Source organism: Streptomyces sp. NPDC020379 (assembly GCF_044387105.1).
Classification (GTDB): Bacteria; Actinomycetota; Actinomycetes; order Streptomycetales; family Streptomycetaceae; genus Streptomyces.
This window is the reverse complement of the sequence record NZ_JBIRVR010000023.1, coordinates 1-23,930: the sequence shown is the minus strand read 5'-3', so window position 1 is coordinate 23,930 and position 23,930 is coordinate 1. Positions and strand designations below refer to the sequence as shown.

The window sequence follows — 23,930 nt, the reverse complement described above, 5'->3', positions numbered from 1 at the left end:
GCCGATGCCGTGACCGCGCCCGGCGGTTCCTCACGGCCCTCACCTGTCGCCCGTTACCGCGCCGGGCCGGATGTGCGGCCCATGCCTCAGCCCCGGATCTGCCGACCTGGGCCCCCTCAGCCCGGGATCTGTCAGCCCCGGATCTGCCAGCCCGGGACCCCTCAGTCCGGGACCTGGATGATCGGGAAGCTGCCCGTGTTCGTCGGAGCGGATTCGGGCAGCCAGAGCACGGCGATCGCTCCGTGGCCCTCTCCCGACTCGGGGTCCGCGTTGCGGAAGGTGAGCCGCGCCCCGAGGACCCGCGCCTGGCCCGCCGCGATGGTCAGGCCCAGGCCGTGGCCCTTGCCCGCCCGGTCCGAGCTGCCCGTGCGGAAGCGGCTCGGGCCCTCCTTCAGCAGCTCCTCCGGGAAGCCCGGCCCGTGGTCGCGCACGCGCAGCACGCGCCCCTCCACGGTCACCTCGAACGGCCCCTTGCCGTGCTTGGCGGCGTTGGCGAGCAGATTGCCGAGGATGCGCTCCAGGCGGCGCGGGTCGGTGGAGACATAGGCGTCGCGCACGACCTTGACCTGGGCCTGCGGCTCCGCGATCCGGACCCTGCGCAGGACGAACTCGCCGAGCCGGATGTCCTGCATCTCGGCCCGCTCCGCGAAGCCGTCCAGCCGGGCGACCTCGAGGACGTCCTCGACCAGCGTGCGCATGGCCTGGGCCCGGTCGCGGACGAGCTCGGTGGGGCGGCCGGGCGGCAGCAGCTCGGCGGCGGTGAGCAGGCCGGTGACGGGGGTGCGCAGCTCATGGGCGATGTCGGCGGTGACCCGCCGCTCGGCCTCCAGCCGCTGCTGGAGCGCCTCAGCCATGCCGTCGACCGCCCGTGCCAGATCGTCGGTCTCGTCCCGCACCCGCCCCCCGATGGCCTCGCGTACGCGCACCTCGGCGTCGCCGTCGGCGAGCTTGCGGGCGGCGGTGGCGGCCTTGCGCAGCCGCCGGGAGAGCTGGCCCCCGATGAGGATGCCCAGGGCACAGCCGCCGAGCACTACCGCGACCGAGCCGATGATCAGCGCCCGGTCGAGGGCGTCGAGGATGGAGAAGCGGTCCTGGAAGCGGGTGTGAATCGAGAGGATCTTGCCGTTCCGCAGCGGGGTCGAGGCCCAGACCTCGGGGGTGCCCTTGCCGTCGGAGTCCTGGAGATAGGTGGCGCGCAGGCCCACGGCGGCGGCGTCCTTGAGCTGCTTGGGCAGCGCCGGGTCGTCCAGCTTCGCGTGCAGCATCAGCCGGTGGGTGCTCTCGTAGTAGCCCTGAGCGATCTGCACCCGGGAGTCCATCACGTCACGGGCGTTGTCGAGCATGGACAGCCGCGCGGCGTTGTGCACGACCAGGCTCAGCGCGACGGCCACCAGCGCGCTGACGCCGGCGATCGCGAGGCTGACCTTCCAGCGCAGGCCGGAGCGGAGGTTGAGCTTCACCACGGGAGGCCCCGGTGGTTCACCATCGGGTGGTCAGCCTCTGAGCTTGTAGCCGAAGCCACGGACCGTCTCGATGCGGTCCTGGCCGATCTTGCCCCGGAGCCGCTGCACATGGACGTCGACGACGCGGGTGTCGCCGCCCCAGCCGTAGTCCCAGACCCGCTCCAGCAGCCGGTCGCGGGAGAGCACCGTGCCCGGCGCCGCGGAGAATTCCAGCAGCAGCCGCATCTCCGTCGGGGTCAGGGCCACCGGCTCGCCGGCCTTGTGCACCTCCATGCCCTCCGTGTCGACCTCCAGGTCACCGAAGCGCAGCACACCGCCCTCGATCGGCTCCGGCTCGTCGGCGGCGGAGCCCGCCCCGCCGGCGTGCCCGAAGCGCCGCAGCACGGCCCGTATCCGGGCGACGAGCACGGCACCGTCGAAGGGCTTGGTCACATAGTCGTCGGCCCCGGCCTCCAGGCCGAGCACGACGTCGATGGAGTCCGCGCGCGCCGACAGCATGATCACGGGGACGGTCGACTCGTCACGGATCCGGCGGCAGAGGCTCACCCCGTCCAGACCCGGCACCATGACATCGAGCAGGGCGATGTCGGGCCTGCGGGCGCGGAAGCGCTCCAGTCCCAGCAGCCCGTCGGGCACCGCCGTCACCTCGAAGCCGTCGCGCTCCAGCGCCAGCTGGGTCGCCTCGCGGATGACGTCGTCGTCCTCGACGAAGAGCACATGCGTATCGGCCACGCTGCTCTCAGCCCTCCGTTCCCACGCTCGGGAGTTCACCCTTGTCGTTGTTGCCGACCTTGCTGAAGTCGGTGTGCGTGCGACTGGCCTCGCGGAACTCGTCCCCCGACCAGTGGTACGTCATGACGTCCTCGCCCGACGCACAGCACGCCGCGTCACCGGGGCCGTAGACCTGCTTGGTGATCCGCAGGTCGCGGCGGTCTATCTCGGCGTAGACGGGCGGCTGCTCGGCCGCGAACACATTCTCGTACGAGTCGCCCTTGGCACGGTACACATATGAGGCGACCCCCAGGGAATCCCCGCAGGTCAGGATGTTGACGACCACGTCGTTGCGGGAGCCCTCGGTCACCTGCCCGTAGATCACGTCGACGGGGTACTGGTTCTTCTCGCACGGCTTGAGGTTCTTCTTGACCTGATCGCTGACCTTGGGGTCGGACTTGATCAGCTTGACGGCGTCGATCTTCCCCTGGGTGGGGGCCGCCGAAGCCGCGGGCACGCGGGTGGGCTTCGCCGCGGACTGGGTCTGCGCGGTGCCCTCCTTCCGCACGCCCTCACTGCCCGCCTCGCATCCGGCAAGCAGAAGACCGGCGGCCGCGGCCAGTGCTGCGACCGTGCCGCCGGTGATCAGTGCCGGCTTGGTGGGAGCCGCCTTTTTCAGGCTGCGCACCGTTCCTGCCCCCGCTCGTTGCGCTCAAGGGCGTGGAAGTCCAGGTCGCGGCTCTCCAGTTCCTGACGCAGCCGGGCCAGCGCCCGGTGCAGCGTGCTCTTGACCGTGCCGGTCGACATGCCGAGCGCCTCCGCGGTCTCCTCGGTGCTCATCTGCTCCCAGTGGCGCAGCACGACCACGCTGCGCTGCTTGGGTGCCAGGACTCCGAGGATGTCCATCAGCAGCGCACGGTCGGCGTGCTGCTCCGTGCCGTCCTCGACGCAGGCGTCGGGGAGCTGCTCGGTGGGCACCTCGTCGAGCTTGCGGGCGCGCCACCACTCCGTACGAGTGTTGATCATGACACGGCGGAGGTAGGCGTCGGCCAGCGACTTGTCCGCTATGCCTTCCCAGCGGCCGTAGGTGCGCACCAGGGCGGTCTGGAGGAGGTCCTGCGCGTCGATGGGGTCCGGAACGAGGCGGCGGGCGCTGCGCAGGAGGGCGTCCTGACGGTTGCGCACGTACTCTTCGAAGTCCAGAACCTTGCCGCTGCTGGCCATCTTGCAGCCTCCATTCCGCTTGCATTCCCCGCGTCACGCTGGCGGTCCCCCAGCACGAGTAGGACGCTACGGACGAGCTGTTGCGGCGCGATGTGCAGCAGCACTGCGGCTGGTGCACAGCTGTCCATAGGTTGTGTAACAGCGCCGAGGGAAAGCCGAAGAAATGGGGCGCAAAGGGGGCTGTCGGCCTTTGCTTTGTTGCCGTGACCTGGGCGCGGACCGCCGGATCGGTCGCCGCCGCGGGCGCGGGGGAACCGCGCCCGGCACGGCTAGGTGAGCGGCAGCCGGTAGTGGCCGTCGGGCAGGGGTTCGACCAGGCCGTCCGCGACCAGCCCGTCGAGGGCGCGTGCCCGCTGCACCGGCTCGTCCCAGACCGCGTCCAGCGCCCGCTGCGGCACCGGCTCCAGGGCCTCGCGGAGCACGGCCAGGAGCTTGCCCCGGACCTGGCGGTCCGTACCGGCGTAGGTCTGGCCGCGGCGCGGCGGGCCGTCGTGCGCCGGGGAACCGGCCGCCCGCCAGGCGCACCGCGCGGCGATCGGGCAACGGGCGCAGTCGGGGGTGCGCGCCGTGCAGACGAGCGCCCCAAGCTCCATCGTCGCCGCCGCCCAGCGGGCGGCCACCGGCTCCTCGGCGGGCAGCAGCTCGCGCGCCAGCTTCCGCTCGGCGGCGGTGGTCGCGTTCGGCGGGTACTGCGCACCGCTCACGGCGCGCGCGAAGACCCGGCGGACGTTGGTGTCCAGGACCGCGTGCCGCTGCCCGAACGCGAACGAGGCGACCGCCGCGGCGGTGTACTCGCCGACACCGGGCAGCGCCAGCAACTCGGCGTGGTCGCTCGGCACCTCGCCGCCGTGCAGCTCCGTGATCGCCGTCGCCGCCGCGTGCAGCCGCAGCGCGCGCCGGGGATAGCCGAGCCGGCCCCAGGCCCGTACGGCCTCGCCGGGCGGCTCCGCCGCGAGGGCGGCGGGGCGCGGCCAGCGGGCGAGCCACTGCTCGTACACCGGCAGCACCCGGCTGACCGGCGTCTGCTGGAGCATGAACTCGCTGACCATCACCCCCCACGGCCCCGCCTCGGGGCGGCGCCAGGGCAGGTCACGGGCGTGCGTGTCGAACCAGGCGAGCACGGGGCCGTGCAGAGCGGCATCCGTCCCGGGCACGCCTGCGGAGGGTGGCGAGATAGTCATCACCACGATCCTGACACGTGCCGGGAGGGCTCCGTCGCCGGGCGGAGCCATATATGTGACTTTCGGCAGGGGCGCAGGGCCCGGTCGTCCCGGTACGTTCGAGCGGTGAGCCGCAGACCCGCCCTGACCACGGTGCTTCCGGACACCCTGCTCTGGGTGGCGCTGGCCGCTCCCGCCTTCGCCGCGACCGGTCTCGGGCTGAACACACCGCGGCCCTGGTGGCAGTCGGTGTGCGCCGCCGTCCTGCTCGCCGTCGCCGTCGTGGCCTCGCGTACGCGGCCGGTGCTCGGGCTGCTGCTCGTCGCGGGCATGGGCCTGGCCACCTCGCCCTCGCTCTTCACGCTCTCGTACGGGCCCGCGCTCGCCGTCCTCGCCTATCTGCTCGGCCGCCGCTCGGCACGGGCCCGGCCCGCGCTGTACGCCTTCGCGGCGATCGCCGCGGCGGGCACGCTGCTCGTCGTGGGGCGCGGCTTCGACCCCGTCGTGGAATGGCTGGTTCTGATCGGCACGCTGCTCTTCGGGGCGGTCTTCCCGTGGCTGGTCGGCCGCTACCGCAGGCAGGACCGCGAGCTGGTGGCCGCCGGGTGGAGCCGTGCCGCGCAGCTGGAACGCGAGCAGGTGATCGTCGCCGACCGCGCCCGGCTGCGCGAGCGCGCCCGCATCGCCCAGGACATGCACGACTCCCTGGGCCACGAACTGAGCCTGATCGCGCTGCGGGCGGGCGCCCTCCAGGTGGCGCCCGGCCTCGACGCGGAACAGCGCGCGGCCGCCGCGGACCTGCGCGGGGCGGCGGCGGCCGCCACCGACCGGCTCCGCGACATCATCGGCATCCTCCGCGACCCCACGACGACCCAGGCGGCCCCCGTGCCCCCGCTGACCCCGGCGGACGAGACCATTCCGGCCCTGGTGCGGCGGGCGGCCGCCTCGGGCATGACCGTGAGCCTGCGCTGCGACGGGCCCGCCGCCGCAGCACCGCCCATGGTCGAGCGCGCCGCCCACCGCGTCGTCCAGGAAGCCCTGACGAACGCGGCCAAGCACGCGCCCGGCGCCGAGGTCACCGTGACCGTCGAGCACGCCGCGGACGCCACCGCCGTGACCGTCGTCAACGGCCCCGCACCCGCCACGTCCCTCGCCCAGCCCGGTGGCGGCGGCACCGGGCTGCTCGGCCTGCGCGAGCGCGCCGCCCTGGCCGGCGGGAACCTCTCCGCCGGGCCGTACGACGGCGGCTTCCGCGTCCGTGCCCACCTGCCCCACACACCTCCCGCGCCCGCCGCGGAACAGGAACCGCCGCGCACCGGTGAGTCCGGCGGGTCTCAGGCGCTCACCGCCGCCTCGGCGGCCGGGGACCTCGACGCGTTCGCCCGCGCCCGGCGCGTGTCCCGGCGGCGCGTCGTCGTGCCGTTCGCCGTCGTCGGCGGATGCGCCGCCGTCTTCGTCGCGGCCGCCTTCGGGTGGTACGCCTACATCAAGGCGCACTCCGTGCTGAAGCCCGCCGACTACGCGGAGCTGCGCGTCGGCTCGCCGTACGCCGCGGTCGAGCCCCTGCTGCCGGACCGCCGCGTGGCCGAACCACCGGTCCGGCGGGCCGTGGCGGCACCGCCCGCCGGGGCGCAGTGCCGCTACTACCGGGCCAGCGGCGAGCTCTTCGTCAGCGTCGACCACTTCCGGCTCTGCTTCCGCGACGGCCTGCTGGTCGCGAAGAGCCACATCCCCCGCGTCGGCACGACCGAAGTCGTCGAACAGGAGGAAAAGGAGTGGGTGCGGTGACAGGAGAGGCCATCAGGGTGCTGCTCGCGGACGACGAGGCGATGATCCGCGCGGGCGTCCGGGCCATCCTCGGCGCCGACCCCGGCATCGAGGTGGTCGCCGAGGCCGCGGACGGCCGGGAGGCCGTGGAAGCGGCACAGGCGCACCGCCCGGACGTCGCGCTGCTGGACATCCGGATGCCGCGGCTGGACGGCCTCGCCGCGTGCGAGGAGATCCGCCGCACCACACCCGGCACGGCCGTCGCCATGCTCACCACCTTCTCCGAGGACGCCTACATCTCCCGCGCCCTCGGCGGTGGCGCCACCGGCTTCCTCCTCAAGTCCGGCGACCCGTACGAGCTGATGGCCGGCGTGCGCGCGGTGGCCGATGGCGGTGCCTACCTCTCGCCCAAGGTCGCCCGGCACGTCATCGCCGAGCTGGGGGGCGAGCGGCTGACGCGCGGCGCCGCCGCCCGCGCCCGTACCGCCGGGCTCACCACCCGCGAGCGCGAGGTGCTGGCCCTGCTGGGGGAGGGGCTCTCCAACGCCGGCATCGCCCGCCGGCTGCACCTCGTGGAGGGCACCGTCAAGGGCTATGTGAGCGCGGTCCTGGACCGGCTGGAGGTCGGCAACCGAGTGCAGGCCGCGATCATCGCGTACGAGGCCGGACTGGTCACCGGCGACTGACCGGGGTGGAATGGGGATCATGAGCGAGACCGGGCAGCGGCCCCCGAACGAGATCCGGGCGGCCCTCGACGCCCACACCACCATGACCCTCGCCTACGCCGACGAGGACGGCCCCCAGGCGTGCGCCGTCCTCTACGCGCGGGCGGAGACCGCCGACGGCGGCCCCGCCCTCCTCTTCGTCACCTCGGTCACCACCCGCCACGGCCGTGCCCTCCTCGACGGGGGGCCCGTCGCCTTCACCGCGCAGCGCGACGGCCAGGCGTGGACCGCCCTGACGGGCATTCAAGGGCGGGGCACCTGCCGCCGCCTGGAGGGCGCGGACCGCGAGGCGGGGTGGCGGACGTACGGCACGCGCTATCCGTACGTGGACCGGAACGAGAAGCTCCGACAGGCGATGGAACGCACCGATCTGTGGGAGCTGCGCCCCGGCTGGCTGCGGCTTGTCGACAACGGCCAGGGCTTCGGTCACAAGACGGAGTGGACTCACCACCCCAACGTGTGAACTCCCGTCATGCCTTGACGAGTACGCTCCACCGGCCACCGCGCCACCGCTCCACCAGCCTGGTGGCCGAGCGGACGAACAGCCGGGCGGTCAGCAGCGCGACGACGGCACCGAGCACCAGGCCCGCGGCCACGTCGTGCGGGTAGTGCACGCCGAGGAAGACCCGGGAGAAGGCCACCAGCAGCGCCATGGGCACCACCAGCCACGCCGCCACGGGGCGCGCCAGGATGATGCCGGTCGCCATGACGGCGGCCAGCGTCGCGTGGTTGCTGGGGAAGGAGTAGTCGTTCGCCGCCGGGCACGCGGCGATCGAGGTGACCGCGTGCGCCACCGCCCGGCACGGCCGCGCCTCGTCGACCAGGCTCTTTACGACCTCGCTGATCGCGTACGCCACGGCCGTGCCGACCGGCACCAGGAGGGTGAGGGCCACCTCGCGCGCGCCGCGCCGCCGGGCCAGCCACCAGATCACGACGGCCACCGCCGCCAGCAGCAACAGTCCGGCCTGGGTGCCGACTTCCGCGAGGCTGTGCACCCAGCCCGGGGTGGAGTGCGCGTAATCGGTGATGTCACGGTAGAGATCGTCGTCCATGATCCCTGGAGCGTACGGAATGTCACCACCGCGGCACATCGGGCGATCGGCATGCGGCGAGCCTGACTTTCGTCAGGTACCGACAACGGAATGCCGTCGTCCTGCGGGCTGATGATGCGAAAAGTAGGCACCCGCCCGGCGGGTATTGGCTGGTGCCCTGCCCGATCTCTCGTAGAGTCTTCGCGTGGGATCTCTGCGCAATCCGATCGGGCCGCTTCCCTCCTCCATCTATTGGCGGCGGAGGGCAGTTGCGCTTGGCCTGCTCGGCCTTCTCGTACTGCTGGGATTGTGGATCGTCAGCCTCGGAGGTGACGGCGGCGGCTCCGGCAAGGACCAGGGCAAGGGCCCGTCGGACGGGAAGGGCCCGGGGGAGACGACCATCACGCCCGGCCCCGTCCCCTCGGGCACCTTCAACAGCCAACGGCCGGGCGGCCGTGGCGACTCGGGCACGAGCGGAAGCGGCGGCGTCGCGAACGACCACGGTGACGTCGGTGGCTCAGGGGGCTCCGGTGGTTCCGGTGGTGGCGCGGGCGGTTCCGGATCCGGGGGCTCCGGGGGTGGCAGCGGAGCGCTGGGCACCGGCGACGGCAAGGTCGTTCCCGCCGGTTCCTCGCTGCCCGACTGCGCGTCAGGCTCCGTGAGCCTGACGGTGCGCAGCGTCAAGGACTCCTACGGCCCGGACGAGAAGCCGAAGTTCGAGATCGTCGTGAAGAACTCCGGCGGCTCGGCGTGCAAGGTCGACTTCGGGTCCACGGCGGCCGTCCTGAAGATCACCGCCGCCGGTGGCGACGACCACGTCTGGTCCTCCGACGACTGCCCCCGGGGCAAGGGCGCCGTCCTGATCGAGCTGCCCGGCTCGGGTGAGACGAAGCGGACGCTGGAGTGGGACCGCAAGAAGAGCGCCCCGCGGTGTGTGACGCCGTCCGGCGCTTCGTCGGCGGGCCCGGGTACGTACCGGGTGGAGGTCAAGGTGGCCGGGGTCACCGAGAAGTTCGAGTTCACCCTCGACAAGGGCTGACATGTGAAGAAGCGCTGTGCGGGCCGGAACAGCCGGCCCGCACAGTGCTTCTTCACGCACACAGCGGCAGCGCCGCGTCAGACGTAGCGCTCCAGGATCGACGACTCCGCCAGGCGCGAAAGGCCCTCGCGCACGGAACGCGCACGCGCCTCGCCGACGCCGTCGACGGTCTGGAGATCGTCGACGCTGGCGGCGAGCAGCTTCTGGAGGCCGCCGAAGTGGTCGACCAGCCGCTCGATGATCGCCCCCGGCAGCCGCGGCACCTTCGCCAGCAGGCGGTAGCCGCGCGGCGAGACCGCGGAGTCCAGCGTCTCGGGCGATCCGCTGTAGCCCAGCGCGCGGGCCACGATGGGCAGTTCGAGCAGCTCGGCGTGGGTGAGGGAGTCCAGCTCGGCGAGCGCCTCGGGCACCGTGCGCGTGCGCTTGGCGGTCGGCTCGGGGACGTAGTCCCGCACGACCAGGTCGCGCTCCGGCTCGACGCCGGCGATCAACTCGTCCAGCTGGAGCGAGAGAAGACGGCCGTCGGTGCCCAGCTCGACCACATACTCCGCGATCTCCGTGGCGATCCGGCGGACCATCTCCAGCCGCTGGGACACCGCCGTGACGTCCCGGACGGTCACCAGATCCTCGATCTCCAGCGCGGAGAGCGTGCCCGCGACCTCGTCCAGCCGGAGCTTGTAGCGCTCCAGGGTGGCGAGCGCCTGATTGGCGCGGGAGAGGATCGCGCCCGACTCCTCCAGCACGCGCCGCTCACCGCCCACGTACAGCGCGATCAGCCGCATCGACTGACTGACCGAGACCACGGGGAATCCGCACTGGATCGAGACGCGCTGCGCGGTGCGGTGCCGGGTGCCGGTCTCCTCGGTGGGGATGGAGGCGTCCGGCAGGAGCTGGACGCCCGCCCGCACGATCTTGGTGATGTCCTTGTCGAGGATCAGCGCGCCGTCCAGCTTGCACAGCTCACGCAGCCGGGTGGCCGTGAACTCCACGTCGAGGACGAAACCGCCCGTACACATCGACTCGACGGTCTTGTCCATGCCCAGGACGATCAGACCGCCGGTGTTGCCGCGAAGAATGCGCTCGAGTCCGTCGCGCAAGGCCGTGCCGGGCGCGACGGCGCTCAGCGAGGCGCGCATCAGACCGTCGGCACCGGAGGAACCCCCGGCCTTGCCGGGGCCCGATGCCCGGTCGTTGGCTGCCACTGCACTCCTCCGGTCGCAAGGTCAACGGTGCCGCAGGCCGCCCTGCCGTCCGTACGTACGGGCGAGACCAGGGGAAAGTCTACTGGCGTATTCCGGCGCCCAGCCTATTAAAGGGGCCTCTCCTCAGGTTCGGACAGGGCTCTGCTCCGACGGGGCGTCCGCCCCGGCTTTGCGCCGGTTCTCCCGGGGTACCCGCTTGGGCAGCACTCGAAGCGCCTCGCCTATGTCCGCGACCTCCAGGACCCGCATCCCGCTGGGCACCTTCCCGGGGTCGCCCGGCACCAGCGCGTGCGTGAACCCCAGCCGGGCAGCCTCCGCCAGCCGCCGCTGCACACCCGTGACCCGACGGACCTCGCCCGCCAGCCCCACCTCGCCGATGGCCACCAGGTTCTTCGGCAGCGGGGTGTCGCTCGCGGCGCTCGCGAGCGCGAGCGCGACGGCGAGGTCGGCGGCCGGCTCGGAGAGCTTCACCCCGCCCACCGTGGCGCTGTAGATGTCCCGCTTGCCGAGCGCGCTGATGCGCCCGCGCTGCTCCAGCACGGCCAGCATCATCGACACCCGCGATGTCTCCAGGCCGGACGTGGTGCGGCGGGGCGAGGGGATCTGCGATTCGACCGTCAGCGCCTGGACCTCGGCGACCAGCGGACGCCTGCCCTCCAGCGTCACCGTCAGACAGGTGCCCGGCACGGGCTCGTCGCGCCGGGTCAGGAACAGCCCGCTGGGGTCGGCGAGCCCCGTGATGCCCTCGTCGTGCAGCTCGAAACAGCCGACCTCGTCCGTCGCGCCATAGCGGTTCTTCACGCCGCGCACCAGGCGCAGCCGGGCGTGCCGGTCGCCCTCGAAGCTCAGCACCACGTCCACCAGGTGCTCCAGCAGGCGGGGCCCCGCGATCGCGCCGTCCTTGGTGACATGGCCGACCAGCAGCGTCGACATCCCGCGCTCCTTCGACGCCCGGATCAGCGCGCCCGCGACCTCGCGCACCTGCGCCATGCCGCCCGGCGCCCCGTCGATCTCCGGCGAGGCCACCGTCTGCACGGAGTCCATGATCAGGAGGGACGGTTTGACGGTGTCGAGATGCCCGAGGACGGCCGACAGATCCGTCTCGGCGGCCAGATAGAGGTGGTCCGAGAGCGCGCCGATCCGGTCGGCCCGCAGCCGGACCTGGCTCGCGGACTCCTCACCCGTCACATAGAGCGTGCGGTGCTCCTCCGAAGCGGCCTTGGCCGCGACGTCCAGCAGCAGGGTCGACTTGCCGACACCGGGCTCGCCCGCGAGCAGCACGACGGCGCCGGGCACGAGCCCGCCACCGAGGACCCGGTCCAGCTCGTCGACTCCCGTGCTCCGTGCCGTCGCCTGCCGGCCGTCCACCTGCGCGATCGGCAACGCGGCGGAGGTCACCCGGCCCGGCGCGGTCGTCCGCACGGCGGGCGCGCCGAACTCCTCCACGGTGCCCCATGCCTGGCACTCGGGGCAGCGCCCCAGCCATTTGGCTGTGGTCCAGCCGCATTCTGTGCATCGGTAGGAGGGGCGGTCCTTGGGGGAACGTGCGGTGCGGGCGGCCATGGTGGTCACCGTATCCGGGGGGACTGACAGTTGGGTGGGTGCGGGGTGTTCGTGGGTGGGGTTCGCCGTTGTCGGGTGCGGGTCCGTTGTGCTTTCGGTGGGGTGCCGGGTGCGGGTGTGTTGTGGTTGCGGTTCGGGTGGCCTCAAGCGCCGGCCGGGCTGGTTTGTGGTGGGTGCCGGGGGTGGGTCTTCCGGGCTGGGGACCTGGAACGCGGTGCGGTGCGGGTCACGCGGATCGAGTGCCCTGAAATCGCACCGCGTTCCAGAACTCCACCCTCCAGCCCCACCCCCTCCCGCCGGAGGGCGAGTGCGGGACGTGTCCGCTTCAGGGTTCGCATTCAGCCCGTTGGGGGCACCTCCCAGCGTTAGCTGGGGGAGTTTGAGGACGCGGCCGAAGGGCGCTCTCCGCCGCAGGCGGCAACGGACCCGCAGGTCGGGGTCTGGGGCGGCAGCCCCAGTTCCGGGTCGCGCAACCTAGCGGGGGTCTGGGGGCTTGCCCCCCACGCGGCGGAGCCGCACATCGGATGCAGCCGGGAAGGGGCGGGGCTGGGGGCGCGAGCCCCCGTGCGGGAGCGCGTGCCCCGGGGGGCAAGCCCGCCGCAGGCGGTATCGCCCCCTCGCCCCCCGACGGAGCCTCACCGTTAGAGGGAGAAGCTCACCCGAATGGGTTAATCCTGCGTCCGCAGCAAGAACGAGGGACCGCCACGCGCCTACCGTCGCCGGGATGATGACCAGGAGGCCCGAGCCCCCCACGCACGCCACCGGCGCGCACCGCGCAGGCCGCGAGGCGCCGCGCGCGGCCCGTACGGAGCAGGAGACGCTTGCGCAGCGGCCGCCTCTTCAGTGCGACCCCCACCTCGACGGCCTGTTCACCTACTGCCTGTCCGTGCTGTGCGAGCACGACAGCGCGACCGCCGCGCTCGGCGAGGTCCTCGCGATCGCCGAGCGGCGCGCCGACCGGGCGCCCGCCGGTGACGACGTGCGCCGCTCCTGGCTCTACGCCCTCGCCCGCTGGGCCTGTCTGCGGCGGCTCGCGGAGCCTGGCGGCAAGCCGGGGGAGCGCGAGGGCGCGGCCGTCGACGAGCACCGCCGTACGGAGCTCGCCCAGCTCGCCTGGCCCGAGGCCGCCGGGACCACCGCCGAGCAGCGCGAAGCGCTCGAACTGGCCGTACGCCACGGCCTCTCCGCGCACGAGGTCGCGGCCGTGCTCCGGATGGAGAGCGATGCCGCCCGCACCCTGCTGTCCAGCGCCGCCTGCGAGGTCGAGCGCACCCGGACCGCGCTGGCCGTCGTGGAGTCGGGCCGCTGCCCGGTGGTGGCACGGTTCGCGGGCGACACCCGGGTGCTGCTGGGCACCGCGCTCCGCCGCGAACTGGTCCGGCACGTCGACGACTGCGCGGACTGCCGCCGTACTGCCGAGCGGGCCACCGCGGGCGAACCCTGGCCCGGCACCTCCGCCTCGTCGGCCGCGCTGCCCGTCATCGAGGCCCCGCGGGCCGCGGTGCACGCGGCCATGCTGGCCGCCGTGAGCGCGCGTACGCAGCGGGGGTCCGCCGCGCCCCCGAACCCCCGCTTCGACCGCCGGGGCTTCCCCGTGGACCCCAAGGACCGCGTCGCGCGCCGGGGCCGCCTCCGCAGCCGGGCGATCACGACCACGGTCGTCGCCACCGTCGTCGCCGCGCCCGTGCTCGCCCTGTGGGCCGCCTACCGCGGTGCCCCGTCGACGGGGGAGGCCCAGAACCCCGCCTCCGTCACCGCCGAGGAGGCCGGCGGCCCGGCCGTCTACCCGCCGGGGGAGGCGGAACCCGCCGACAAGCGGATCGGCTCGCGCACCGCGACCGGAAGCCCGGTGCCCGGTGTGTCGGTCTCGGTGATCGGGCCGGACGGCAGACCCGTGCCCGTACCCGAGGAACAGCCCGGCGGCGTGCCGCCCTCACCCACCGGCAGCGCGGTTCCCCTGCCCGGCCCCCCGCCGTCGCCCGCGCCGGGCCCCGGGCGGCTCACGATCACCGCGCAGCCGAGCGGCAAGGCCACGCTCATCACCCTCACCGCGAGCGGCGGGGAAGCGGTGCCCTGGTCGATGACCACCAGCGCGCCGTGGCTGCGGCTCAGCCGGACCGGCGGGGTGCTGTGGCCCGGGCAGTCCATCACCGTCGTCGTCGACGTCGACACGACGGACGAGCCGGCCGGGCCGTGGAGTGCGCGGGTCGCTGTGGCGCCGGGTGGTACGACGGTGACGATCGAGGGGCGGGGCCCGGTGCCGATACCGACGCCTCGGCTTTCGCCGTCGCCTCAGCCTTCCGGCTCGCCGCCGGTGGGGTGACCGGGGGGTGCGCGGTCTGTCGGGTGCGGATCGCTCACGCCTGCGGCGGGCTTTTCCCCTACCCGCCCCTTCCCGGCTGCGTCTGATGTGCGGCTCCGCCGCGTGGGGGGAGCTGCCCCTGACCCCCGCAACACGCTTCGCGCGTTGTCCTCAAACGCCGGACAGGCTGAATGCGAACCCTGAAGCGGACACGTCCCGCACGTGCCCTCCGGTGGGAGGGGGTGGGGCTGGAGGGTGGGGTTCTGGAACGCGGTGCGAATTCGGGGCACTCAATACGCGAAACGGCACCCGCACCGCGTTCCAGGTCCCCAGCCCGGAAGACCCACCCCCGGCACCCACCACCAACCCAGCCCGGCCGGCGATTGAGGCCACCCGTAACCGCAAGGCGCAACGGACCCGCGGACGAAAAACCAGCCGTCACCCATCCGCCGGATGCGGAGCCAACGGCAGCAGCGCCCCCATCCGCTCCTCACAAAGCTCCACCAGCCGCCCGTACGCCTCCTTACCCATGAGCTCCGTGAGCTCAGGCGCGTACGTCACATACACAGGCTCACCCGCACCATGCGCGGACGTCGCCGACGTGCACCACCAGTGGAGGTCATGGCCGCCGGGGCCCCAGCCGCGGCGGTCGTACTCGCCGATGGAGACCTGGAGGACGCGCGTGTCGTCGGGGCGGTCGATCCAGTCGTACGTGCGGCGGACGGGGAGCTGCCAGCAGACGTCCGGCTTGGTCTCCAGCGGTTCGCGGCCCTCCTTGAGGGCCAGGATGTGCAGGGAGCAGCCGGCGCCGCCCGCGAAGCCGGGGCGGTTCTGGAAGATGCAGGAGCCGTCCCAGCGGCGGGTCTGGCGGTCGCCGTCGTCATCGACCTGGGTCCAGCCGGTCGACGTGCCGACGTCGTGGAACTGCCAGATGTCCGGAGTCAGCCGCGCCACGTGTCCGGCGACGCGCTGCTCGTCCTCCTCGTCCGAGAAGTGCGCGCCCAGCGTGCAGCAGCCGTCGTCGGCGCGGCCGGCCTGGATGCCCTGGCAGCCGCTGCCGAAGATGCAGCTCCACCGGGAGGTGAGCCAGGTCAGGTCGCAGCGGAAGACCTGTTCGTCGTCGGCCGGATCGGGGAATTCGACCCAGGCGCGGGCAAAGTCGAGCCCGACCTCGTCGGAGACCTTCGCGGGGACCTTCGAGGAGGCCGTCGCAGAAGCCTTCGCGGAGATCTTGGACCGCTTCTTCCCGGTCTTGTCGAGGGATTTGTCAGGCTTGGCCTTCTTCGTCTTTGCCACCCCTCAAGACTATGCGCCCCGGCCGGTCGCAGTAGCGTTCAGGCCATGAGACTCGGTGTCCTCGATGTGGGTTCGAATACGGTCCATCTGCTGGTGGTGGACGCGCATCCGGGCGCCCGCCCCCTGCCCGCCCACTCCCACAAGGCCGAACTGCGCCTCGCGGAGCTCCTCGACGACAAAGGGGCGATCAGCGAGGCGGGGATCGACCGGCTCGTATCGGTCATTCAGGAGGCGCAGGAGGCCGCCGAGGACAAGGGCGTGGAGGAGGTCCTGCCGTTCGCGACCTCCGCGGTGCGCGAGGCGGCCAACGCCGACACCGTGCTCGCGCGCGTCCAGAAGGAGACCGGGATCACCCTGCCGGTCCTCACCGGCGACGAGGAGGCGCGGCTGACGTTCCTGGCCGCCCGCCGGTGGTTCGGCTGGTCGGCCGGAAAGCTCTTGGTCCTCGACATCGGGGGCGGCTCCCTGGAGATCGCCTTCGGCATGGACGAGGAGCCCGACGTGGCCGTCTCGCTGCCGCTGGGCGCGGGCCGGCTGACCACGGCCTGGCTGCCGGGCGACCCGCCCGACGCCACGGACGTACGGGCCCTGCGGCGGCACGTACGCGCGCAGATCGCCCGCATCGTCGGGGACTTCGCCCGGCACGGCACTCCGGACCACGTCGTCGCCACCTCCAAGACGTTCAAGCAGCTCGCCCGGATCGCCGGAGCGGCCCGCTCCACCGACGGCCTCTACGTCCAGCGCGCGCTCACCCGGCGCTCCCTGGAGGAGTGGGTGCCCAAGCTCGCCGCCATGACCTCGGCGGAGCGCGCCCGGCTGCCCGGCGTCTCGGAGGGCCGCGCGCCCCAGCTGGTCGCGGGCGCGCTCGTCGCGGAGGCGGCCATGGACCTCCTCGGCGTCGAGGAGCTGGAGATCTGCCCCTGGGCGCTGCGGGAGGGTGTCATCCTCCGGCGGCTCGATCACCTGCCCACTTCCTGACGCGGCTGCCGCGAAGGCGTACCGCCGGTGCGCCGCACGGCCACCTCCATGCCCGCGGTCCGGGACACGGTCGTACGCTGTCCCTCGTGACAGAGCCTGTGGTGCGCATCCCGGATGCGAAGGTCGCGCTGTCCACGGCCTCGGTCTACCCGGAGTCGACGGCGACGGCCTTCGAGATCGCCGCGCGCCTGGGCTACGACGGCGTCGAGGTCATGGTGTGGACCGACCCGGTCAGCCAGGACATCGAGGCGCTCCGCCGCCTGTCCGACTACCACCAGGTGCCCATCCTGGCCGTCCACGCGCCCTGCCTGCTGATCACGCAGCGCGTCTGGTCGACCGACCCCTGGGTCAAGCTCCAGCGGGCCCGCACGGCCGCCGAGAAGCTGGGTGCCACGACCGTCGTCGTCCACCCGCCGTTCCGCTGGCAGCGCGGCTACGCACGGGACTTCGTGCAGGGGATCTGGCGGATGGCCGACGAGACGGACGTCCGCTTCGCCGTCGAGAACATGTACCCCTGGCGCTACCGCGACCGCGAGATGCTCGCCTACGCCCCGGACTGGGACGTCACCAAGGACGACTACCGCCACTTCACCGTCGACCTCTCGCACACCGCCACCGCCCGGACGGACGCCATCCAGATGATCGACAGGATGGGCGACCGGCTGGCGCACATCCACCTCGCCGACGGCAACGGCTCCGCCAAGGACGAGCACCTCGTGCCGGGCCGCGGCAAGCAGCCCTGTGCCGAGCTGCTGGAACGCCTCGCCACCACCGGCTTCGCCGGCCACGTGGTGATCGAGGTCAACACCCGGCGCGCCATGTCCGCCGCCGAGCGCGAGGCCGACCTCGCCGAGGCCCTGGCCTTCACCCGGCTGCACCTCGCCTCCCCGACGGGCGCGGCCCGTCCGTGAGCGCCCCCCGTACGGGTGACCGAGCCCCCAGGAAACGCGGCAGGCCCGCCCGTACGGACCTCGGCGGCGGGCCCGGCGCGCGTGAGCGCATCCTCGCGGCGGCGCGCGCCGAGTTCGCCGAACGCGGCTACGACAAGGCGTCCATCCGGGCCATAGCCAGGGGCGCGGACGTGGACCCCGCCCTCGTCCACCACTACTTCGGGCCCAAGGAACAGATCTTCGCCGCCGCCATCGAGGTGGCCTTCGCGCCCGCCCTCCAGATGCCCCATGTCGTCCTCGAAGGCGGTCCGGACACCGTCGGCGAACGCATGGCGCGCTTCTTCCTCGGCCTGTGGGAGGACCCCGTCACCCGCGAGCCGCTGCTCGCGATCGTCCGGTCCGCCGTCGCCAACGAGACCGCGGCCGCGGTCTTCCGCGACCTCGTCTCCACCCGGCTGATGACCCGCATCGCCGACGAACTGGACGTCGAGAAGCCCCGGCTGCGCGCCGAGCTCGCCGCCGCCCACCTCGTCGGTGTCGCGATGCTGCGCCATGTGATCAAGGTCGAGCCGCTGGCGTCGGCGGACATGGAGGATGTCATCGCCCAGGTCGCACCGGCCATACAGCGCCACCTCACGGAAGCCCCGTAGCCCGGCGCGAGACGCCCGTCTCACATGCCGGAGACCCTGTCCGGATCTTGGATCACCGGCGTAGGCTCGTAGGACGCGACACCGCGCAGCGCGAAGCCGCCGCCACCAGGCCGCCGCCACCGCGCGCCGACGCCTTTCGAGGAGTGGAGCAGGATGCCCGAGCTGAGGTCCCGCACCGTCACCCACGGCCGCAACATGGCGGGAGCGCGCGCCCTGATGCGCGCCTCGGGCGTAGCGAGCGGGGACATCGGCAAGCCGATCATCGCGGTGGCCAACTCCTTCACCGAATTCGTCCCCGGCCACACCCACCTCGCCCCGGTCGGCCGGATCGTCTCCGACGCGATCCTGGCGGCGGGCGCGGTGCCCCGCGAGTTCAACACCATCGCCGTCGACGACGGCATCGCGATGGGCCACGCCGGGATGCTCTACTCCCTGCCCTCGCGCGACCTGATCGCCGACTCCGTCGAGTACATGGTCGAGGCGCACTGCGCCGACGCGCTGATCTGCATCTCCAACTGCGACAAGATCACGCCGGGCATGCTGATGGCCGCGCTGCGCCTCAACATCCCCGTCGTCTTCGTCTCCGGCGGCCCGATGGAGGCCGGCCAGGCCACCCTCGTCGACGGCACGGTCCGCAAGCTGGACCTGATCAACGCCATCGTGGACGCGGTCGACGAGAACGTCTCGGACGAGGACGTCCTCCGCATCGAGGAGAACGCCTGCCCGACCTGCGGCTCCTGCTCCGGCATGTTCACCGCGAACTCCATGAACTGCCTCACCGAGGCCATCGGCCTCTCCCTCCCGGGCAACGGCTCCGTCCTCGCCACCCACACCGCTCGCAAGGCGCTGTACGAGAACGCGGCCCGCACGGTCGTCGAGATCACCAAGCGCTACTACGAACAGGACGACGACTCCGTCCTGCCGCGCAACATCGCCACCCGCGCCGCCTTCGACAACGCCATGGCCCTCGACATCGCCATGGGCGGCTCGACCAACACGATCCTCCACCTGCTCGCCGCCGCCCAGGAGGCCGGGCTGGACTACGACCTCAAGGACATCGACGCCGTCTCGCGCCGCGTGCCCTGCCTGGCCAAGGTCGCGCCCAACGTCGCCCCCGGCGGCACGTACTACATGGAGGACGTGCACCGCGCCGGCGGCATCCCCGCGATCCTCGGCGAGCTCTACCGCGCGGGTCTGCTCAATGAGGACGTGCACACCGTCCACTCGCCCGGCATCAAGGACTGGCTGGGCACCTGGGACGTCCGCGGCGGCTCCCCGTCCGCCGAGGCCGTCGAACTCTGGCACGCCGCCCCCGGCTGCGTCCGCTCCGCCACCGCCTTCTCGCAGTCCGAGCGCTGGGATTCCCTCGACACGGACGCTGCCGGCGGCTGTATCCGCGACGCCGCGCACGCCTACTCCAAGGACGGCGGACTGGCCGTCCTCAAGGGCAACCTCGCCGTCGACGGCTGTGTCGTGAAAACAGCGGGCGTCGACGAATCGATCTGGACGTTCGAAGGACCGGCCGTCGTCTGCGAATCGCAGGAAGAGGCCGTCGACAAGATCCTCCGCAAGGAGATCAAGGAAGGCGACGTCGTCGTCATCCGCTACGAGGGCCCCAAGGGCGGCCCCGGCATGCAGGAGATGCTCTACCCCACGTCCTTCCTGAAGGGCCGCGGCCTCGGCAAGTCCTGCGCCCTGGTCACCGACGGCCGCTTCTCCGGCGGCACGTCCGGCCTCTCCATCGGCCACGTCTCCCCCGAGGCCGCCTCCGGCGGCACGATCGCCCTCGTCGAGGACGGCGACCGCATCCGCATCGACATCCCCGCCCGCTCCATCGAACTCCTCGTCCCCGAAGAGGAACTGACCACCCGCCGCGCCGCTCTCGACGGCCGCTACGCCCCGAAGTCCCGCGAACGCAAGGTCTCCGCGGCGCTTCGGGCGTATGCGGCGATGGCTACGAGTGCGGATCGGGGGGCGGTGCGGGACGTTAGCCACTTGGGCTGAGCGGTTTTTGCCTGCGGGTGCGTTGCTGGTTGCGGTTCGGGTGGCCTCAAGCGCCGGCCGGGCTGGGTTGTGGGGTTCGCTGTTGTCTGGTGCGGGTCTGTTGCCGCCTGCGGCGGGGGCGCCCTTCGGGCGCGGCCTCAAGCGCCGGCCGGGCTTGGGTGGTGGTGGGTGCCGGGGGTGGGTCTTCCGGGCTGGGGACCTGGAACGCGGTGCGGTTGCCCTTTTGCGTTCTGAGTGCCGTGATGTCGCACCGCGTTCCAGAACCCCACCCTCCAGCCCCACCCCCTCCCACCGGAGAGCACGTGCGGGACGTGTCCGCTTCAGGGTTCGCCTTCAGCCCGTTGGGGGCACCTCCCAGCGGTAGCTGGGGGAGTTTGAGGACAACGCGCGAAGTGTGTTGCGGGGTCTGGGGGCTTGCCCCCCACGCGGCTGAGCCGCACATCAGACGCAGCCGGGAAGGGGCGGGGCTGGGGAGCAAGCCCGCCGCAGGCGCGGCCTACCGCCATCCCCCAGGATCGTGATCACTGACCGCGAACACCGTCCCGTCCGGCGCCGCCCCAAAAACCTTCCCATCCGCCGCCACCGGCGCGGGCAGCAGATCCAGGTACCCCCGCCCCGCCCGAGTCAGCCGAGGCGACGTCTGACCGAGCAGAGCACCCCGCGTCGTGTCGACGGCCAGCAACCGCCCGTCCGCGGCGGAGAAGTACAGCCGGTCGTCCGCCAGGACGAGAGCCGACGCGTTGGCCACGGACGTGTCCAGCCGCCACCGCTGCCCTCCGCCCGTTCCCGCGGGATCGACGCCCACGGCCGTCAGACCACCGTCCGAGGACAGCAGATAGACCGCGTCACCCCGGGCCGCCGCACTCGTGACGCTCAACGGCGTGCTCAGGGGAACCCGGTGCTCGCTCTGTTCGGCGGGGGAGTAGCGGACGACGGCGGAGACACGGTCGCGGGAGTCGACGGCCGTCAGATACAGCGCGCCACGCGGACCCACGCCCACCGGCGTCAGATCGCCGTCCAGCGTGCGCTGCCACAGCGTCGTGCCGCGCAACGGGTCGAGCGCGAGCAGCTGCGTACGGTGCTGCCCCGGACCGGCCGGGGAAACGGCGTAGACGGGCGCACCGAGGTCGCGCCCGCCGACGACCTGGGGATCGGCGTAGGAACCGGCGTCGGAGTCCACGAAGGAGGAGAACACCGGCTTCGCGTACCCCGGCAGCTTGTGACTCCAGCGCTCCCTGCCCGAGGCACCGTCGACGGCCGTCACCGTCCCGTCGGCCGCGACCAGCAGCAGCGTGTCCCCCGCGTGATAGACCCGCCCGTTGTAGACCGACACGTCCCGCATCCAGCGCTGCTCGCCCTTCACCGGGTCGAGCGCGAAGAGCCGGTCGCCGTCCGGCGTTATGACGTGCACCAGGCCGCCTGAGACCACCGGCGCGGGCGGAGCCCCCGGTTCGGTCTCCGCGGGGCGGGAGGTGTCGACGGGCCGCCGCCAGACGACCTCGCCGCTCGCGGGGTCGATACGGGCCGCCTGCACGCCCGGTGCGGAGCAGTAGAGCGCGGCCTCCCCGTACGTACAGAACCCGGCCCGCACCCTGCCGTCACCCGCCGCGTCCGGAGGTACGGACGCCTCCCACGGCTGCCAGTCCGCGCCTGCCGCCGCGGACCGTGACCGCGACGGCCGGTGCGACATGTCGGCCTGGTCCAGCGCCCAGAAGCCGCCCGCCCCCAGCGCCGTCGCCACTACCGCGGCGGCGACGGCCCACAGTGCGCGCCGGGTCCACCGGGCACGGGAGCCGGCCGGCTCCGGCGTGCCGGGCTCCGGCGCCTCGGGCTGCGGGGGCACGCGTACGTGCGTGGGGACGGCGTCACGCGCCGCGCTGTGTTCCGGCGGGGCGGGGAAGCTCACCGGTGCCGACCCGGACACCCGCGGCAGCCGGGCCATGATCGCGTCCGGGGTCGGCCGCTCGGCGGGCTCCTTCGCCAGACAGGCCCGGATCAGCGGAACGAGATCGTCCGGGACCCCGGCGAGATCCGGTTCGTTGTGCACCACCTGATAGGCGACGATGTACGGGCTGTCCGATTCGAACGGCCCCCGCCCCGTCGCCGCGTGCACCAACAGCGAGGCCAGCGCGAACACATCCGCCGCGGGCCCCACTTCCCGGGGCCGCTGGAACTGCTCGGGAGCCATGAAAGGCGGCGTCCCGATCAATTTCCCGGTCTCGGTCCGCAGCTCACTGTCGCGAGGGCGGGAAATACCGAAGTCGATGACCTTGGGACCGTCCTCGGCGAGCAGCACATTGCTCGGCTTGAGATCGCGGTGCACCACCTGGGCGCGATGAATGTCGCGCAGGGCCTCCGCGAGTCCCGCGGCCAGCCGCCGCACCTCGTCGGGCGGCAGCGGCCCGTTCCGCTTCACCCGCTCGGAGAGCGTGGGGCCGGGGATGTAGAGGGTGGCCATCCAGGGGCGCTCGCCGTCGGGGTCGGCGTCCACGACCGGAGCGGTGAAGGCTCCGCTCACCCGCCGCGCGGCCGCGACCTCCTGCCGGAAACGGGCCCTGAACTCCGGGTCCACCGCATACTCGGCGTGCACCACCTTGACCGCGAGACGCAGCCCGGACGGTGAGCGGGCCAGGTGGACGACCCCCATGCCGCCGGACCCGAGACGCCCCTCCAGCCGGTACCGACCGGCATACCCCGGATCCTCCGCTTCCGGGCCCGTCCCGGTCGTGCGCAGCGGCGGCATTCCCCCACCCCCGTGTGTATTCGGCCGCGTACGGCGGCTTCCGGAGCCTAATCGATGGCACCCGGGAACCCCGGGAGGCATGGCCGTGCCTTGCTAGCCTGCGCATGTCATCGAGCAATGCCTCATTACTGCGCGGGGGAGGGCCACATGGCCGTCGGCGAGATCAGCGAGAGCAACGACAGCGGCACGCGTGACGAGAGTGCCGGCCTGGCCGTATCGGTGCGGTCCGCGAGCGCTGTCTACTACCCGATCGCCCCGGGCACCCAGGTCAATGTCCGCCGCGGCCCGAACACCGGCAGCCAGATCGTCCGCGTCCTCCCCGAGGACTCCGAGGTCCAGATCCGCTGCCAGACCCGTGGCGAGACGGTCACCGGCCCGTATGGCACCTCCGACATCTGGGACAGCATCGCGCCGGGCCAGTACGTGTCGGACGCCTATGTGAAGACGGGCAGCAGCGACTTCGTCGCGATCCGCTGCTCCTGAGCCACGACGTCGGCCGCCGGGCCGGTGGCGATAATCGGCGTATGAGCGACGAGCGCGAGCCCACCGGCCCCCGGCCCGAACCGATCCGGTTCTTCGGTACGACATGGGTCGACCACGGCGGCGGCTACGCGCTGCGCCGGGTCGGCGCCGGAATCGGCGCGCTCGTCACGGCGGCAGTCGGCGCCCTGGTGCTGCGCTTCGGCTACGAGGGCCTGACGATCGCCAAGGTCGGCAACCTCGTGAACATGCTTGTGGTCGTCGCCTTCGCCGTCTGCAACGCGCTCGCCTTCCGCCGCACCTGGGAAGGGTTCAGCCGGCGGCCGGACCCCGCGGCGGACGCGAGCGCGGAGCGATCGATGCAGAGCATGCTGCTGATCGGCTTCATCGGCTCCCTGCTCGCCTACGCGCTCCGCACCCTCACCGAGGCCCCGGGCGAGAAGCTGCGCCGCAAGGAGTACGAGGAGGCGCTGGCCCGCTACGAACGGCGCCGCGCGAAGTCCGGCAAGCGGGGCAAGCGCCGCTAGCCGGCAGCCGGGGCGGAGCACCGCCCGGACTGGTGTAGAGTTCTTCGAGTTGCCACGGCGTCCGCGAGGACGGCGAGGCGGCCACTCACGCCGTACTGGCGGCAATCTCTACTGCATGTTCCCTGAACGGGATGGATTTCGGCGTGCCGAATTCCGGACCGGGCGCCGATTAGGA

The 23,930-nt window shown here is 72.7% G+C and carries 21 protein-coding genes; 11 read left to right on the top strand and 10 right to left on the bottom strand.

All coding sequences use genetic code 11. The features are described 5' to 3' along the window. Positions 1–161: 161 nt before the first annotated feature. The 5 genes from cseC to ACH427_RS25810 all read right to left on the bottom strand — a co-directional run bounded on the left by cseC (position 162) and on the right by ACH427_RS25810 (position 4,579). Complete coding sequence (gene cseC / locus ACH427_RS25830) at positions 162–1,463, bottom strand: two-component system sensor histidine kinase CseC (protein ID WP_398873003.1); 1,302 nt, start codon at positions 1,461–1,463, stop codon at positions 162–164. A gap of 30 nt (positions 1,464–1,493) precedes the next feature. Beyond that, positions 1,494–2,195, bottom strand: a complete 702-nt coding sequence (gene cseB / locus ACH427_RS25825; RefSeq protein ID WP_398873001.1) for a two-component system response regulator CseB — start codon at positions 2,193–2,195, stop codon at positions 1,494–1,496. Between the two features lie 7 nt (positions 2,196–2,202). Next, positions 2,203–2,862 (bottom strand): hypothetical protein, encoded by a 660-nt coding sequence (locus ACH427_RS25820; RefSeq protein WP_398872999.1) that lies wholly within the window; start codon positions 2,860–2,862, stop codon positions 2,203–2,205. After that, positions 2,850–3,398 carry a SigE family RNA polymerase sigma factor gene (locus tag ACH427_RS25815; RefSeq protein ID WP_121801639.1) on the bottom strand — a complete coding sequence of 183 codons (549 nt, stop codon included), beginning with the start codon at positions 3,396–3,398 and terminating at the stop codon, positions 2,850–2,852. The genes ACH427_RS25820 and ACH427_RS25815 overlap by 13 nt, the downstream gene beginning before the upstream one ends. A gap of 269 nt (positions 3,399–3,667) precedes the next feature. After that, complete coding sequence (locus ACH427_RS25810) at positions 3,668–4,579, bottom strand: A/G-specific adenine glycosylase (protein ID WP_398872997.1); 912 nt, start codon at positions 4,577–4,579, stop codon at positions 3,668–3,670. 105 nt (positions 4,580–4,684) lie between these two features. Between ACH427_RS25810 and ACH427_RS25805 the strand changes: the two genes are divergently transcribed. From ACH427_RS25805 to ACH427_RS25795, 3 genes are read left to right on the top strand one after another with little or no spacing between them, the layout of a single operon-like run. Further along, complete coding sequence (locus ACH427_RS25805) at positions 4,685–6,346, top strand: sensor histidine kinase (protein ID WP_398872995.1); 1,662 nt, start codon at positions 4,685–4,687, stop codon at positions 6,344–6,346. A gap of 41 nt (positions 6,347–6,387) precedes the next feature. Further along, the gene (locus ACH427_RS25800; protein WP_398873193.1) at positions 6,388–7,011 is read left to right on the top strand and encodes a response regulator; all 624 of its coding nucleotides are present in this window, start codon (positions 6,388–6,390) and stop codon (positions 7,009–7,011) included. 19 nt (positions 7,012–7,030) lie between these two features. Next, complete coding sequence (locus ACH427_RS25795; RefSeq protein ID WP_398872993.1) at positions 7,031–7,513, top strand: pyridoxamine 5'-phosphate oxidase family protein; 483 nt, start codon at positions 7,031–7,033, stop codon at positions 7,511–7,513. A gap of 7 nt (positions 7,514–7,520) precedes the next feature. Here the strand turns inward: ACH427_RS25795 and ACH427_RS25790 are convergent, their stop codons facing one another. Next, a complete protein-coding gene (locus ACH427_RS25790; protein WP_398872991.1) occupies positions 7,521–8,102 on the bottom strand; it encodes a phosphatase PAP2 family protein in 582 nt (193 codons plus the stop codon). Positions 8,103–8,286: 184 nt separating this feature from the next. Between ACH427_RS25790 and ACH427_RS25785 the strand changes: the two genes are divergently transcribed. Continuing rightward, the gene (locus ACH427_RS25785) at positions 8,287–9,120 is read left to right on the top strand and encodes a hypothetical protein (protein ID WP_398872989.1); all 834 of its coding nucleotides are present in this window, start codon (positions 8,287–8,289) and stop codon (positions 9,118–9,120) included. 77 nt (positions 9,121–9,197) lie between these two features. On the opposite strand, the gene disA is transcribed toward ACH427_RS25785, so the two are convergent. Together disA and radA are read right to left on the bottom strand one after the other, a co-directional pair. Then, entirely contained in the window at positions 9,198–10,322 is a 1,125-nt protein-coding gene (gene disA, locus ACH427_RS25780) for a DNA integrity scanning diadenylate cyclase DisA (protein ID WP_398872987.1), read from the bottom strand. 123 nt (positions 10,323–10,445) lie between these two features. Continuing rightward, on the bottom strand, positions 10,446–11,885 hold the full coding sequence (radA, locus tag ACH427_RS25775; RefSeq protein WP_398872985.1) for a DNA repair protein RadA: 1,440 nt from the start codon (positions 11,883–11,885) through the stop codon (positions 10,446–10,448). A 724-nt stretch (positions 11,886–12,609) separates the two neighbouring features. Here radA and ACH427_RS25770 point away from each other — a divergent pair. Next, on the top strand, positions 12,610–14,208 hold the full coding sequence (locus ACH427_RS25770; RefSeq protein ID WP_398872983.1) for a sigma-70 family RNA polymerase sigma factor: 1,599 nt from the start codon (positions 12,610–12,612) through the stop codon (positions 14,206–14,208). Between the two features lie 417 nt (positions 14,209–14,625). Here ACH427_RS25770 and ACH427_RS25765 read toward each other — a convergent pair whose 3' ends face one another. Further along, positions 14,626–15,417 (bottom strand): hypothetical protein, encoded by a 792-nt coding sequence (locus ACH427_RS25765; protein WP_398873191.1) that lies wholly within the window; start codon positions 15,415–15,417, stop codon positions 14,626–14,628. A 111-nt stretch (positions 15,418–15,528) separates the two neighbouring features. On the opposite strand from ACH427_RS25765, the gene ACH427_RS25760 reads away from it, so the two are divergent. The 4 genes from ACH427_RS25760 (at position 15,529) to ilvD (ending at position 20,005) form a co-directional block, all read left to right on the top strand. After that, positions 15,529–16,461: a Ppx/GppA family phosphatase gene (locus ACH427_RS25760; RefSeq protein WP_398872981.1), complete on the top strand. Its 933-nt coding sequence runs from the start codon at positions 15,529–15,531 to the stop codon at positions 16,459–16,461. A gap of 86 nt (positions 16,462–16,547) precedes the next feature. Next, positions 16,548–17,372: a sugar phosphate isomerase/epimerase family protein gene (locus ACH427_RS25755; protein ID WP_398872979.1), complete on the top strand. Its 825-nt coding sequence runs from the start codon at positions 16,548–16,550 to the stop codon at positions 17,370–17,372. Continuing rightward, entirely contained in the window at positions 17,369–18,001 is a 633-nt protein-coding gene (locus ACH427_RS25750) for a TetR family transcriptional regulator (protein WP_398872977.1), read from the top strand. Before ACH427_RS25755 ends, ACH427_RS25750 begins: the two co-directional genes overlap by 4 nt. A gap of 153 nt (positions 18,002–18,154) precedes the next feature. Then, positions 18,155–20,005, top strand: a complete 1,851-nt coding sequence (ilvD, locus tag ACH427_RS25745; protein WP_398872975.1) for a dihydroxy-acid dehydratase — start codon at positions 18,155–18,157, stop codon at positions 20,003–20,005. Between the two features lie 496 nt (positions 20,006–20,501). On the opposite strand, the gene ACH427_RS25740 is transcribed toward ilvD, so the two are convergent. Further along, the gene (locus tag ACH427_RS25740; protein WP_398872973.1) at positions 20,502–22,748 is read right to left on the bottom strand and encodes a PQQ-binding-like beta-propeller repeat protein; all 2,247 of its coding nucleotides are present in this window, start codon (positions 22,746–22,748) and stop codon (positions 20,502–20,504) included. Between the two features lie 147 nt (positions 22,749–22,895). Between ACH427_RS25740 and ACH427_RS25735 the strand changes: the two genes are divergently transcribed. Together ACH427_RS25735 and ACH427_RS25730 are read left to right on the top strand one after the other, a co-directional pair. Continuing rightward, complete coding sequence (locus ACH427_RS25735; RefSeq protein ID WP_398872971.1) at positions 22,896–23,231, top strand: SH3 domain-containing protein; 336 nt, start codon at positions 22,896–22,898, stop codon at positions 23,229–23,231. A 41-nt stretch (positions 23,232–23,272) separates the two neighbouring features. Then, a complete protein-coding gene (locus ACH427_RS25730) occupies positions 23,273–23,755 on the top strand; it encodes an EamA/RhaT family transporter (RefSeq protein ID WP_398872969.1) in 483 nt (160 codons plus the stop codon). Positions 23,756–23,930 lie beyond the last annotated feature (175 nt).